This window comes from Anaerovorax sp. IOR16 (assembly GCF_017168145.1).
GTDB lineage: Bacteria > Bacillota > Clostridia > Peptostreptococcales > Anaerovoracaceae > IOR16.
Genome location: NZ_JADQTL010000011.1, coordinates 1 through 14,684, shown reverse-complemented (window position 1 = coordinate 14,684; position 14,684 = coordinate 1). Strand labels below are relative to the sequence as shown.

10 protein-coding genes and 1 pseudogene are annotated in these 14,684 nt (G+C 36.2%); 1 reads left to right on the top strand and 10 read right to left on the bottom strand.

The annotated features are described in order from the left end of the window. Nucleotides 1-170: 170 nt before the first annotated feature. A pseudogene (locus I2490_RS13835) lies at nucleotides 171-1,534 on the top strand (IS1182 family transposase). A 414-nt stretch (nucleotides 1,535-1,948) separates the two neighbouring features. Here the strand turns inward: I2490_RS13835 and I2490_RS13830 are convergent. The 10 genes from I2490_RS13830 to nifJ all read right to left on the bottom strand — a co-directional run. After that, nucleotides 1,949-3,199, bottom strand: coding sequence for an adenosylhomocysteinase (locus I2490_RS13830; protein ID WP_206460366.1), 1,251 nt, complete (start codon nucleotides 3,197-3,199; stop codon nucleotides 1,949-1,951). Nucleotides 3,200-3,333: 134 nt separating this feature from the next. Then, entirely contained in the window at nucleotides 3,334-4,503 is a 1,170-nt protein-coding gene (locus I2490_RS13825) for an iron-containing alcohol dehydrogenase (protein ID WP_206460365.1), read from the bottom strand. 109 nt (nucleotides 4,504-4,612) lie between these two features. After that, a complete protein-coding gene (locus I2490_RS13820; RefSeq protein ID WP_206460364.1) occupies nucleotides 4,613-5,674 on the bottom strand; it encodes an ADP-ribosylglycohydrolase family protein in 1,062 nt (353 codons plus the stop codon). A 77-nt stretch (nucleotides 5,675-5,751) separates the two neighbouring features. Further along, nucleotides 5,752-6,312: a GerMN domain-containing protein gene (locus I2490_RS13815; protein ID WP_206460363.1), complete on the bottom strand. Its 561-nt coding sequence runs from the start codon at nucleotides 6,310-6,312 to the stop codon at nucleotides 5,752-5,754. Between the two features lie 52 nt (nucleotides 6,313-6,364). Beyond that, nucleotides 6,365-7,684 (bottom strand): hypothetical protein, encoded by a 1,320-nt coding sequence (locus I2490_RS13810; RefSeq protein ID WP_206460362.1) that lies wholly within the window; start codon nucleotides 7,682-7,684, stop codon nucleotides 6,365-6,367. Nucleotides 7,685-7,739: 55 nt separating this feature from the next. After that, nucleotides 7,740-8,912: a DHHW family protein gene (locus I2490_RS13805; RefSeq protein WP_206460361.1), complete on the bottom strand. Its 1,173-nt coding sequence runs from the start codon at nucleotides 8,910-8,912 to the stop codon at nucleotides 7,740-7,742. Between the two features lie 30 nt (nucleotides 8,913-8,942). After that, the gene (locus I2490_RS13800) at nucleotides 8,943-10,385 is read right to left on the bottom strand and encodes an MBOAT family O-acyltransferase (protein WP_206460360.1); all 1,443 of its coding nucleotides are present in this window, start codon (nucleotides 10,383-10,385) and stop codon (nucleotides 8,943-8,945) included. 6 nt (nucleotides 10,386-10,391) lie between these two features. Next, complete coding sequence (locus I2490_RS13795; RefSeq protein ID WP_206460359.1) at nucleotides 10,392-10,865, bottom strand: DUF4358 domain-containing protein; 474 nt, start codon at nucleotides 10,863-10,865, stop codon at nucleotides 10,392-10,394. After that, nucleotides 10,862-11,710 (bottom strand): GDSL-type esterase/lipase family protein, encoded by an 849-nt coding sequence (locus tag I2490_RS13790; RefSeq protein ID WP_206460358.1) that lies wholly within the window; start codon nucleotides 11,708-11,710, stop codon nucleotides 10,862-10,864. The genes I2490_RS13795 and I2490_RS13790 overlap by 4 nt, the downstream gene beginning before the upstream one ends. 102 nt (nucleotides 11,711-11,812) lie before the next feature. Further along, nucleotides 11,813-14,684: pyruvate:ferredoxin (flavodoxin) oxidoreductase (gene nifJ / locus I2490_RS13785; RefSeq protein WP_206460357.1), on the bottom strand; the 2,872-nt coding region annotated here is incomplete at its 5' end.

Genomic DNA, 14,684 nt, shown 5'->3' with positions numbered 1-14,684 from the left:
TAAATTAATATAAAAATTTATCGAAAAAAAAGGTTTTATTTTTCATAAAACCTTTCAGACTGTAGACAAGGATATCTCTATCTTTGCCTACAGTTTTTTTTACATAATGTAATACATTTTATTGTATTTATGGTAAAATATATGTATAAATACATGGAGGTATTTGCTTTATGATGGGTAAGAAAGATTTATTAGGTCGTGATCAATTTCAAATGGTAACCTTGAATTCTCTTGTTCCACAAGATCATATTATTCGTAAGATAGATACTGCGATTAATCTCTCTTTCATTTATGACCTTGTAAAAGATTTGTATTCTGATGTGGGAAAAGAAAGCATCGACCCTGTCGTCTTAATTAAAATTACCCTCATTCAATATACCTTTGGTATTCGATCCATGAGGCAGACCATTAAAGAAATTCAAACGAATGTAGCTTATCGATGGTATCTTGGTTATAGTTTAGAGGAAGAAATTCCTCACTTTTCTACCTTTGGTAAAAACTACTCTCGTCGGTTTCAAAATACTGACTTATTCGAACAAATCTTTCAAAGAGTCATTGCTGAAATTATGGAATATGAATTCATTAATTCAGAAAGCATTTTCATTGACGGTACACATATTAAAGCAAGTGCAAATAACCATAACAGTGAAAAAGAAACCGTTTTGGAATCCGTTAAATACTATGAAAAAGAACTAATGAAAGAAATTAACGAAGATCGCATTGAACGAGGAAAACAAGCTTGTAAAAAAAAACGGAAGCCAAAGAAAAGACAAAAGTAATCAAGAAAAGTACCGTAGATCCGGATTGCGGTGTATTTCATAAAGGAAAGCATAAGGTAGTATTTGCTTATGCTGCAAATGTAGCTTGCGATCGAAACAATTACATACTTGCTTTTCATACAAATCCAGGAAATGTACATGACTCAGTTGCATTCCCAAAGATTTATGAAAAAGTAAAAAGATATAAAGGTGTAAAAAATATTGTAATGGATTCCGGATATAAAACACCTGCAATTGCTAGAGAAATACTCAAAGATAAACGAATTCCTATCCTACCATACAAACGACCTATGACAAAAAATGGTTATTTTAAAAAACACGAATATGCTTATGATGAATACTATGATTGCTTTGTATGCCCAGAAAACCAAGTGTTAAACTATACTACAACAAATAGAGAAGGGTATCGGGAATATAAGAGTAAAGGAGAAATTTGCAAGAGTTGCCCTTCCTTATCAGAATGCACAGCAAGTAAAGACCATGTAAAAGTAGTCACACGTCATATATGGGAAAACTACATAGAGCAATGTGAGGACATTCGTCATACTCCAAAGTATCGAGATCTTTACAAACTACGGAGTCAAACCATTGAGCGAGTCTTTGCCGATGCAAAAGAAAAACATAATATGCGTTATACACAATATCGAGGGATTCAGAAGATAGAAATGGAACTGAATCTTCTTTTTGCGTCCATGAATCTAAAAAAACTAGCAACATGGATTCATAAATCTGAAAGAAGGAATCAAATGGCATAGAGATATCCTTTTATTTTTTCTTTTTTTAAAAGCTTTATAGAAAAAATAGAAAATACCTTGCAGAAATTATAAGAATATAAATTTAGCAAGGTATTTTGTCTACAGTCTGAAAGGTTTTATTTTTCATAAAACCTTTTTTTATTTTAAGTCACACATTTACCTCCCTGCGAATACCTTATACTACACACATATAAAATATTAAAAAAAGCAGGTGATTAATAATGTCAGACGGATGTGGTCTCCTACATGGAGAAGGTATTGATACCAGTTTGTTATTTTTCTTCTTGTTACTGGTTATCATTTTCTGCAATTGCTATACAAGATAGTCTTACATCGCGTATCAGGTAATTTGCAAAAAAAGGGCATTGCGAAACGCAATGCCCTACTTCCTTTTTTGGTACTTTGATCAATTTATTATAAATTCCAGCTTGTTAAATATTTTTTTTGCTCTGGCGTTAGATTATCAATTTGAATGCCCCATGCATCTAATTTACGCTGTGCCACCAAGTTATCAATCTCTGCAGACACATCGATAACCTTATTTTCCAATTTTCCTCGATTTTGTAAAATATACATCGCACTTAAACATTGAACTGCAAAGCTCATGTCCATAATTTCAGCAGGATGCCCATCCGCTGCCGCGATATTTACCAAACGGCCTTCCGCAATCACATTGACCCATTTTCCATTCTCTAATTTATAACCCATAATATTTGGACGTGTTTCTTTCTTTTCAACGGCATTTTTTTCCAGGTCATCCATATCAATTTCCACATTAAAATGACCTGCATTTGCCAAAATAGCACGATCTTTCATAGTAAGCATATGCGCTACCGTAATAACTTGATTACATCCCGTAGCCGACACAAAAACATCGCCGCGCGGTGCCGCCTGTTCCATTGTCATTACTTCATAACCATCCATAACTGCTTCCACAGCAGAAACTGCATCAACTTCAGTAACGATAACTCTTGCGCCCAAAGCCTTTGCCCGCATTGCAATTCCCTTTGAACACCATCCGTAACCACCAACCACAACTTCTTTTCCTGCAACGATTAAATTAGTATTTCGCATAATGCTATCCCATACAGATTGTCCCGTTCCATAGCGGTTATCAAACATATGCTTACATTTCGCATCATTTACTGCAACCATAGGTACTTTTAATGCACCATCGTTTTCCATTGCCTTTAGTCGAATAACGCCGGTAGTCGTTTCTTCACAACCACCCCAAACATCTTTTAATAAATCAGTTCTTTTATTATGAAGCATATTAATCAAATCACTTCCATCATCAATGACGATATTGGGTCCATGCTCTAACGCCATTTCAATATGACGGTTATATTCCTCGGCAGTAGCGCCATGATAAGCGTAAACCTTCATGCCAGTCACTGCTAAAGCAGCAGCGATATCATCTTGCGTAGATAGCACGTTACTTCCGGTCACAGACATTTCCGCTCCACCAGCTGCAAGTACTTCACAAAGATAAGCTGTCTTTGCTTCCAAATGAACCGACAAAGAAATTTTAACTCCGGCAAAAGGTTTTTCCTTTTTAAACTGTTCTTCAAGTCCGTTTAAAAGAGGCATATTGTTTCGAACCCATTCAATTTTTTGACGTCCTAATGGGGCTAAGTTGATATCTCTAATTTCATTTTGTTTCATAAAATAAATCTCCTAACATATAAAAGCAATTAACATCTCTTTGATAATCGAATGTACGATTTTTCTATAATGAGCGTTTGTCTATATTATACCAGTTTGTCAAACTGCTTTTCAACAGGAGAACCAAATTCACTTTAGAATTTAACAGCCTTACCTTCATAAATACACTGAAACAATGCTTTAATGTCCTCTTTCTCCGTTTTTCTTGGATTCGAGAACGTACATGGATCTTTCGCAGCATTTTCTGAAATAGCATCAACCTTTTCCTGAAATTCCGCTTCACTGATACCATATTCTTTTAATGTGCTTGGTAGATGCATTGCGTTCCCTAAATCTAAAATAAGTTCAATAAGCTTATTCACCAAAATATCTTCATTCTCTTCTTCAATACCAATTGCTTTTGCAATCTGCGCATATTTATAACGTGCATTTTCATTTTTCGCATTATAAGAAATGACATATGGCATATAGATTGCATTAGCAAGGCCATGTGGAATATGAAAAATATGTCCTGTCTTATGAGCCATACTATGCGTAATCCCTAATAGGGCATTTGAAAAAGCCATACCAGCCAAACATTGCGCATTATGCATACTCTCTTTTGCCTCTTTATCCCCCTCATAAGACTTGAGCAAATTCAAAAAGATAAGTTGAATGGCATGAAGCGCCAAAGGATCCGTGAATGCAGTTGCAGCAGTTGCAACATAAGCCTCAACGGCATGTGTCAATGCATCCATTCCCGTATGTGCAATCAATTCCTGAGGCATTTTTTCTGCTAAGTCCACATCTAGAATTGCAACATCCGGAGTTAAATTAAAATCTGCAAGCGGATACTTTATTCCGGTTACTTCATCTGTAATAACAGAAAATGCGGTTACCTCTGTTGCAGTTCCGGAAGTCGATGGAATTGCTGCAAACAATGCCTTCTGTCTTAGTGGAGGTAAGGTAAAGGGTTCTTTTATATCATCAAACGTTTTCTCTGGATATTCATAAAAGATCCACATTGCCTTTGCTGCATCAATCGCAGAACCACCACCCATCGCCACAATTAAATCCGGCATATTCTCCCGCATAAATGCGGCTCCACGATTTACGGTATCAATACTTGGGTCTGGTTCCACCCCTTCAAAAACAAATACTTCTGTACCTTTATCCTCTAAAATATTTTTTGCTTTTTGCAAAAAACCGTATTTCTGCATTGATTTCCCACCTGTTACAATAACGGCTTTTTGGCTTACTAACTCACCCAAACTAGAAATACTGCCTCTTCCATAGTAAATATCTCTTGGAATTGTAAATCTCATAAAAAAACTACCTCCTAATACTATATTGTAATAAGTGGTAGTCTTTCTAAATTCTTTTAAATTATTTATTTATTATGATAATATTTATTTAATAATCCGGGAATTATTTTTATGTAACAGCTTCCAACATTTTATCTGCTCCATGAACCATCAAATCGGAAAGCTCAACTTTTTCTATCCAAGAAAAAGGGATTTCTAAACTTCCCAAATAAGCACCCAAAATATTTCCGCAGATTGCTCCAATTGTATCGCTGTTTCCATCATTATTCACTGCCAGCCATAATGCCTTCTTAAGATCATTAGGATGCTTCAATGCACAATATACAGCCATAGAAAGGGCTTCTTCTCCCGTCCATCCGCTACCCAAAGAATGCAAATCAGCAAGTTCTGCTTCTCGAAGTTCACTGCTTCCAATTCCATCCTTCGAAGATTTTGCCAGTGTAACTGCCTGTTTTAATGCTTCATAGGTTTCCTCGTAATTCTCGTACTCCCTTAATTCAGTAAATACATCCAAAACGCACTGTTCCAATTCTTTTCCCTGAATAATTTCTGCAATAATAAATGCTAAACACCCTGCAGGCAAATATCCACTCGGGTTTCCATGTGTAATGGCACCACTTTCACAACCTATTTTAAAAGCCGTCTTTGAATCATTATAGAAATATAACCCAACAGGAGCTGCACGCATCACCGCACCGGATCCTTTACTGTTATTAATTCTATTTTTTATCGTTCCATATTTTCCATTAATGCAATTAGCCAAGGTTACTAAACTGGTTGTGCCGGGTCCTCTTCTTGCAAAGAGATCTTCCCAGTTAAGAACCTCCCCTTCCAGTAAAAATTTATATTTTTCGTCTGCAAAGCTTCCAGTCTGTGTATAAAGCCATTTTTGATAGGCATAAAAGATACAAGAAGTATATGCATAAATGCCTTTATTTTTTGCTCGTGAATCTGCCCAAAGTAGCCCATCTACGGTAAAAGTCGTTAACTGTGTATCATCTGAGAATAAAGCCTTTTTTGATTCTTCATTGCACACAAGCTCTGTAATTCCGTTCATCCCATATTCTTCTCGAATTTCCCCTAATTTCAAAAATTCAACCGGATATCCATAGGCATCTCCAATCGCACCTCCAAGCAAACACCCTCTGAAATACGCCTTACTGTTTTTCATGGAACTCTTCCTTTCGTCTTTTAAAACTATGATTCTGCTTCTTAAATCATTTAAAAGCGCAGTGACATTTGCTTTGGCTATTCCGCAATAACCACAGCCTTATTTTCCCCTTCTGTATTACTTAAGGTAAAAGGTTTGCTTACATCTAAATGTCCCATTAAGGATTCAGCTTCTTCTCCATCTAAGGTAAACTGTACTTTTTGAATGTCATCAAAGGAATTTAGCAAGGTTAAAACAATTTGATTTACCAAAAGCCCTTCCTCCATAGATCCACCGCTCAAATCCTTACTTGAAAAATCAACGACTGCAATACCTTCGTCCGTTTTAATGCTATGAATGACAAACTCCTCACGCAACATTGTATCATACCCATCTAAAGGTACTTCCTTTAATTCTAAAACTGCCTGCAAATATGCTTCCTCAGGCTTAGATTGAATCGTAACTTCATATGGATTCATCATTTGATCCAATTCTTCATTTCCTGTAGCAACGTATTCATCATTTACATAATACAGTTTTAAATCATAGCTGTTTAATTCTTCTGCATTCGTATTTGCTCCCTTGCATCCAGCAATAAGACAAACTCCTAGCATTAAAATTACACAAAGACATAACATTAAAACTTTTTTACTTCTCATATTCCATTCCCCCCTACTGTTTTCACAGTCTTTCATCATTTCGTAAAAACCATTAAAGATTTAAAGGCGGCCTTTCCGGACTTAAAACCATATCAACATCAAAATAATAAGTTTTTACTTCTTCAGGCCTCATATTCATAGTATACCCGTCCAAATTGACTCTTGGCATTACGATATTGTCGCCATTTATTTTGAATTTACGACTATTACCAACAGGACAAAATAAATTGTATCCTCCGTTTTCAATGATGTAACGGAATCTTGGATCATTGTTATCCCACAAAAACCCAAACGGAGATATGTAAATATTTGTTTTTCCTACAAATGGTTCAATTTTTTCCTTCCAACGATCTGTATCATAAATAACCTGCTTTAACGTAGCTTTTCCTTCACGGAACCATTTACTGTTATGCGTATAACTATGGCAAGCAAAGGACCATCCATTATCTTTCATAACATCAGCAATTGCCTTCACTTCCTGCTGCCATTTTGCTTCATCTGGAAGATCATCCGTGATGCGATAGCCAAGAGCACCCTCATACCCTGTAAGAGCCATGATTCCTTTTGCACCTCGCCAAGAAAAACCTGGATTTTCAGCTACAAAATCATCAAGAATCGGCATAACATCTCCATCCCTTGTGCAAATTGTTTCTCCTTCCGGAGTAATCACCTCAGTCCAAACTCTTCCATCCTTACCAAGAACTAATCGGTTTGCAAAGCCATCTGGCTTCATATAATCATAATAATTTACATCATCAATTGATACAACCAAAGGAATCCGACCAGGCGGCAAATAAATATCCTTTAAGCGGACATTTCCTTCTTTTTCAGGGTCCGGTTCTATGCATTCTTCCAACGGATATAATATATATCCACGTTCATATAAAAGCGGCAGCATTTGCTTAAACTCACTGACCGTCGTCATCCACATATTATAACCTTTTGCAGAATGCCCAATATTATCAAATGCTAATTGCGGATAAACTATTAAACTATGAAAAAAGACATGATGTGCCGGTCCTTCATATTTCACTAAGGAATTCTTTGCATTCTGAATTTCTGTAATCTTTGCCGCAATGGGATCTGATTCCTCGTCTGTAATCAGCTCCGGCTCCTGCTGTAATCGTTCTAAAGCTTCATCGTAATAAAATCCCTGATACAGATGCTCTGCTTCTTCCAATGCTAACGCTATCTTTGCCTGAATCCGCTCCTTTTCTCCTCCTGCTACGGAAGAAATCGGAAATCGAATACTAATTGCAGCAAGCAAAATTATAAGTACAATAAGAGTTGCAGATGCAATTAAATATTGTTTCTTTTGCCAATGACTTTTTTCTTTATTTACTTCAACTTCATTCCCCTTATTAAATGTCATTTTAATATCCCCCATTCTCCTTCATTATATCATACTACATATTATTATTGAAGAATTAACGCACCCCATAAACAAAATTACGATCATTCGAAAATTGAACAATATTATATAAAAATAATACATCTGTAATCCCATTCTGTTGCATCGTATTATAAATATTCCCTCGAAAGTATCGAGGATCAATAACGGTAATGCTTTCATAATGACCACAGACAAACGGAATAAAACAATTAGCATAAGAATCTTTTATGATAAGTAAATGTCTATCATTTTTTAATGGTGTATGGATCACCATTTCTCCATAATTACCTCCTAAAAAATAAGCATATTTATCTTTTTTCGAAAGAAACTCTTTTTCATAAATAGAGTCTTTCACTTGATTTTTTGCAGGTATTTCCATAGAATACTGAGGTTCATTTTTAAATGACCATGAGTAAATTTCATCTGGCATCGTTTCAGCCCCAAGTGCCTTTGCTTGATTGGTTCCATAAAAGCTGTTACTTACCAAACGTATTTGAAAATCCTCCTTACCAAAAGGAACGAAGCCATTTTCTTCTGCCCAATATTTATAAACCTCATAAGCGCCGAAAGTTGTCCAATGGTGATCAGTTCGATAATATAACTGTGTTGCTTCCTCTGTTTTCTTCGCCAGTAAAAGTGGCTTCGTACCGTCCACAAAAACAGTTTTATGACTGATACGTTCTATTTGCGCCTGTAAATTCGAAATCCCTTTTTCTTCCTCTAAAACCGGCGCGTATTGAGGCAATTTATCTTGTTCGATCGAGCTTGCTGTAGGTACAATTAAGACAGAAGTCTGGATTTTATTTTTATTTATCTCCATCTGATTTATCCGTTCTAAAAAAGAACAAAGTAAAACACGATTAGCTGCTTGCTGTCTTACATCCAACTGATCCTTACTAATTAAATACCCATCTTTTCCAAAATAAACTTTTCCATTATCCATTTTACCAATTATTAGATCTGCTTTTGTCTTTAATCTCATAAAGTCATCACGTAATAAAAATTGATCTGTTGTATACTGTTCAAATTCTTGCATCCAACGTCCATTTTTTATCTCTTTTGCATTCAGCTTTGGAAATAAAGAAAGTGCTCGGTTCTCGGTTTCTGAAAATGCTGTTTGTGGCAAAAACAGATTCCATATAGAAAATCCGAATATAAGAAACAAAAACACCAAAGTCATTATTCTATTTATATTCTTTTCATGCATAAGTTTACTCCCCAATCAGAATATAACACTTTAAAATCGAAAATATAAAAATGGATTGTACGAAGACGATACTAAATATGCAATTACAAGGAAAAATAATGCAATAATTATAATCGTTTGCAAAAGACAATAAAAAATCAATCTATACCCTTTACCTTTAAAAAATGCTCTTATTTTAAATGTCATTTTTTGAGGTAGTGTTGTAACCCCGAAACTCATAACAATCAGCAATATAAAATTACTTTTTAGTAAATACTGTCCTTGGGAATCAATCGCAATATTTCCATTGAAAGCAAACAAGGATTGAAAATACCAAGAGATTTGCTCAATGGAATCAAAGGAAAAAATCACCCAACTCATCATAACAAGAAAAAATGTAATTCCATGCTGAATAATAAGAGGCATTTTCTTTAACCAATTTAATAAAAATAATTTTTCTAATACTAAAAGAACCCCAAAATATAGACCCCAAATCACAAAATTCCAGCTTGCACCATGCCAAATACCTGTAAGAGTCCAAACAACAAACAAGTTAAATATCTGACGTTTTAGACCATTTCGATTTCCTCCAAGAGGGATATATACATATTCCCGAAACCATGTCCCTAGGGTCATATGCCAACGTCGCCAAAACTCAGTAATGCTTTTGGAGGTATAGGGATGATCAAAGTTCTCAGGAAAAGAAAACCCAAACATCTTTCCTAGCCCAATTGCCGTATCCGAATAACCGGAAAAATCAAAATATATTTGAAATGTAAACATTAAAATTCCAATCCAAACAGAAAGAACCGAAGCACTGCTTCCCTGCATCTGTGCAACCTGATCAAAAACGATCCCTGCATTGTTTGCTAAAAGAACCTTTTTTGATAGTCCTATCATAAAACGTACAACACCGTTTGCAAATAAATCCCATGATTCTTTACGTTCACGCAACTGAAAGGCAATGTCAGAAAATCGAACGATTGGTCCTGCAATCAATTGCGGAAACAACGCTACATAAGTTCCAAAGTCAATAAAGTTTTTTTGTACGTTAACTTTCCTCCGATAAAGATCAATCAAATACGACATTGCTTGAAATGTATAAAATGAAATGCCTAGCGGTAAAGGCAAAAGCAGTGGTTTTATTTGTGTATTCAATAAAAGATTACTATTCTGAATCAAAAAATCTGCATATTTAAAAAATGCCAATAATCCAATGTTTAATGCAACGGCAAAAAAGAGCCACATTTTTGGCTCTTTATAACCTTTCCCGTTTTCTGCTTTTTTTATAGAACGATCCAATAGCAAGCCTAATGAAAAATTACATACAATAGAAAAAAGCATTAAAAATAAATATACTGGTTCACCCCATGCATAAAAAACAAGACTGCATAGGAAAAGGACCCCATTTTTCCCCTTTCGAGGAACCACATAATATAAAAGTAATATTATCGGTAAAAAATAAAATAAAAATACTATGCTGGAAAATACCATGCTTCTTTACTCCGTTATAAATTCGTTAATGATTTCTTGTGCTTTCGTATCATCATTGGATACACATAATATTACATAGTTTCCTCTTATTTCAATGACCGGATCAGATAGCTTTTCCAGCTCCTTCGGTACATAATTTTCAAAACCGCTTTTTTGAAACTCAATACGTTCTAAAACAGCTGTATTTATTTTATCTACCATCTCCGGAGAGGCTGCTTGAATCACTGCAATTTCCTCTGCTGTAGCCCCTGTACTTCCAATCATTACAGCATCGCCTACTTCTTCTTCCGATAAATTATACAAAGCATAGAATACCGGAAGATCAACGCGATTCATTTGATCTTCAAATGAAATGCCCGATTGTAATGCATCTGCTAATTCGTCGATATCTAAAACAACTTCTTTTTTTCCTCCGCAAGCACACAATCCTGCTACTACTAAAATCAAAATAACTATTAACTTCCAACTTCTTTTTATCATTTCTTACCTTCTTCCAGTGTGTTTTGGTCTATATGTTTTTTTAAATATTCCAACCACTTCACACAGTATTCTTTATTCAAGTGGACACCATCCGTTGTTGCCTCTTCCTGTAAGGCGCCATCTTCTTTTTGAACTGCCTCGTTTACAGTTAAGTAAATAACACTCTTTTCCTGCGCTAAAACCTTAAGTAGCTCGTTAAAACGTACAATATTTGTATTATTGTAAATTGCGTCGGATTGTGATTTTTCATCCGTTACCGGTAAAATAGACTGTACATATATGGTTGCATTTGGATTAACCTCACGGATCAGGTCAATGATTTGTCCATATTTATCCGTAAAAATATCAGTATAAACCCAGCCCAGCTCATTTGCTCCCAGCATAATATAATATTTCTGATAGGTTCTTTCCCGTAATGCCTGTGCTATAGTCTTTGTCCCATTATTTTCCTTAATTAAAGGTTTTTCAAATACATCCTTTACATTTAAACCTTTTGCTGTAAGGTATCCTGCCTCTGTCAGCCCTGCATGTAAACGAAACCCTTCTGTTCTGGAATCTCCTATAAATACTGCATCACTGAAATAAGTATTCTCCACTGCATCCAACTCTACTTTTGATGATGGTTCTTCTTGTTTCATCGCCGGTATGGTCTCTGATTTTTCTTTTGGTACTACTTTCTCAGGAGGTTTCTTAGTTTCCATTTCTTCTGATTTCTTTTCTTTTTCTACCTCAGCTGGTTTATTTTCTACTTCTGGCAGCATCGGTTTTTTTTCTATCCCCATTGCAAAAACAGACAATCCGCATAGTAACACCGCTACAACGCCAATGATTATTGATCTTTTCAAGTTCTCTCTCCCCTTTTTTCCCTTATCTTTGTAAACCTTAAAAAACCGGCAGATGGCAAATGCCATCTCCCGGTAAAAAACATTATATTAAATTATATTTTTTTATTTTTCTGTTGCCAACTTCTTGTAAGTTTCCAATCTTTCCATTGCATTCTTTTCTGCAAGTTCAAATAACTCTTCTGCAGTATCAGGGAATTCTTTAGCCAAGGAGTTGTATCTTACCTGATCCATAATGAAGTCACGGAAGCTTTCCTTTGGTTCCTTAGAATCCAAAGTAAACGGATTCTTTCCTTCTTCTTTCAAAGTAGGATTGAATCTGTAAAGCTGCCAATAACCGCAATTTACAGCATCCTTAGTATTTTCCTGAGTCTTACCCATGCCCTTCTTCATACCATGGTTGATACATGGAGCATAGCAAATGATTAAGGATGGACCATGATAATTTTCTGCTTCTTTTACAGCCTTAATGAATTGGTTCTTGTCTGCACCCATACCAACCTGAGCAACATAAACATAACCATAGCTCATTGCCATCATACCGAGGTCTTTTTTCTTAATCTTCTTACCGGAAGCTGCAAACTTAGCAATTGCACCGGTAGGAGTAGCCTTTGAAGATTGACCGCCTGTATTGGAATATACTTCAGTATCAAATACCAAGATATTGATATCTTCACCGGAAGCAAGTACGTGGTCTACACCGCCGTAGCCGATGTCATAAGACCAGCCGTCACCGCCAAGGCACCATACAGATTTCTTAACCAAGAAATCTTTCTTAGCAACGATTTCATCTGCAATTGCTTTCGCTTCTGCATCCAAAGATGCAGCTTCGATTGCAGCCATAACACGATCACTGATTTCTCTGGAACGTGCACCATCATTCATAGTTTCAAGCCATTCTTCGCAAGCAGCCTTTAGTTCTGCAGGAATGTTCTTTTCAAGCAATGCTTCCATGCTTACCTGAATTTTTTCTCTCATCTGCTTAACACCGGTAGCCATACCAAGTCCGTACTCTGCATTGTCTTCAAACAAGGAGTTTGCCCAAGATGGACCTCTTCCATTTTCATCCTTACAATAAGGCATAGAAGGAGCAGAAGCACCCCAAATGGAAGAACAACCTGTAGCATTTGCAATCATCATACGATCACCAAATAATTGGGTAACCAACTTAATGTAAGGTGTTTCTCCACAACCTGCACAAGCACCGGAGAATTCAATGTATGGTTTTGCAAACTGGCTTCCCTTTACAGTATCTTTAGCCATTAAATTATCTCTAATTGGCATCTTCATTGCATAATCCCAGTTTTCAGCTTCATTTTCCTGAGTCGCAAATGGCTTCATAACCAAAGCTTTGTTTGGAGCAGGACAAATGTCTGCACAGTTACCGCAGCCTAAGCAATCCATAGGAGATACCTGGATTTTGTATTCATATCCTTCAAGTCCCTTGCCCTTTGCAGCAACGGTCTTAAAGTTTGCAGGAGCAGCTTCTTTTTCGTCTTTATTTACTAGAACCGGACGAATGGTAGCATGTGGACATACGAAAGAACACTGGTTACATTGGATACAATTATCCGGAATCCATTCAGGAAGATGTACTGCAACACCTCTCTTTTCAAACGCAGCAGTTCCGGATGGGAATGTTCCATCTTCAATGCCTTCAAATGCACTAACCGGAAGATCATCGCCTTCCTGACGATTCATTGGAACAAGAATTTCAGCGATGAACTCAGGAAGTTCTTTCTTTGTACCATCTGCATCTGTTGCATCTGCCCAAGAAGCAGGAACTTCTACCTTAACAAGTCCATTTACACCCAGATCAACGGCATCTTGGTTCATCTTAACAATCTTTTCACCCTTTTTACCGTAAGTCTTAACGATAGATTCCTTTAAATAACCAATTGCCTCTTCTACCGCAATTACATCAGCAAGCTTAAAGAATGCAGACTGCATGATCATATTGATTCTATTTCCCAATCCAATCTTTTCAGCCATTGCAACTGCATCAATGGTGTAGAAGTTAATGTTATTTTTTGCAAGATATTGTTTCATGCTTGCAGGTAAATTTGCTTCCAAACCAGCCATATCCCAATTACAGTTTAGTACAAAGTTACCATTCTTCTTTAATCCCTTTAGTACGTTGTATTGGTGTACATAAGCTTGATTGTGACAAGCTACAAAGTCTGCTTCATTGATTAAATAAGTTGACTGAATCTTATTCTTACCAAAACGTAAGTGAGAAATGGTTACGCCACCCGATTTTTTGGAGTCATAAGCAAAATATCCTTGTGCATATAAATCAGTTTTATCACCGATAATTTTAATTGCCTGCTTGTTCGCACCAACGGTACCGTCGGAACCAAGTCCCCAGAATTTACATCTTACTGTACCAGCCGGTTCCGTTGTAATATCAACAGTAGGAAGAGAAGAATTTGTCAAATCATCAACAATACCAATTGTAAACTGATCCTTTGGCTGTGCTTCCTTTAAATTGTTGAATACTGCAACAATCTGTCCAGGAACGGTATCCTTGGAACCAAGTCCATATCTTCCGCCATAAACTTCAGGAGCATTTTCTTCACCATAGTACATTGTCTTAAGATCCATATAAAGCGGATCACCCATAGCACCAGGCTCTTTTGTTCTATCAAGAGCTGCGATTCTCTTTACTGTTTTTGGCATAACTGCCTTCAAATATTCTGGAGCCCATGGTCTATATAATCGAACCTTAACAAGTCCAATCTTTTCGCCTTTTTCTAATAGAGCGTTCATAGTTTCTTCAATAGTTTCACAAACAGAACCCATTGCTACAATTACATTTTCTGCATCCGGCGCACCAACATAATCAAATAAGTGGTATTCTCTTCCGGTTAATGTAGAAATTTTCTTCATGTAATCATCCACGATAGCAGGAAGTGCTGTATAGAATTTGTTAGCAGATTCTCTTGCTTGGAAGAAGATATCTGGGTTTTGAGCGGTA

What these genes read in the sequence shown, in the direction of transcription:
- I2490_RS13800 (WP_206460360.1), bottom strand. Translation starts at nt 10,385, where the DNA reads ATGGTATTTTCCAGCATAGTATTTTTATTTTATTTTTTACCGATAATA.
- I2490_RS13825 (WP_206460365.1), bottom strand. Translation starts at nt 4,503, where the DNA reads ATGAGATTTACAATTCCAAGAGATATTTACTATGGAAGAGGCAGTATT.
- I2490_RS13795 (WP_206460359.1), bottom strand. Translation starts at nt 10,865, where the DNA reads ATGATAAAAAGAAGTTGGAAGTTAATAGTTATTTTGATTTTAGTAGTA.
- I2490_RS13810 (WP_206460362.1), bottom strand. Translation starts at nt 7,684, where the DNA reads ATGACATTTAATAAGGGGAATGAAGTTGAAGTAAATAAAGAAAAAAGT.
- I2490_RS13830 (WP_206460366.1), bottom strand. Translation starts at nt 3,199, where the DNA reads ATGAAACAAAATGAAATTAGAGATATCAACTTAGCCCCATTAGGACGT.
- I2490_RS13820 (WP_206460364.1), bottom strand. Translation starts at nt 5,674, where the DNA reads ATGAAAAACAGTAAGGCGTATTTCAGAGGGTGTTTGCTTGGAGGTGCG.
- I2490_RS13805 (WP_206460361.1), bottom strand. Translation starts at nt 8,912, where the DNA reads ATGCATGAAAAGAATATAAATAGAATAATGACTTTGGTGTTTTTGTTT.
- I2490_RS13815 (WP_206460363.1), bottom strand. Translation starts at nt 6,312, where the DNA reads ATGAGAAGTAAAAAAGTTTTAATGTTATGTCTTTGTGTAATTTTAATG.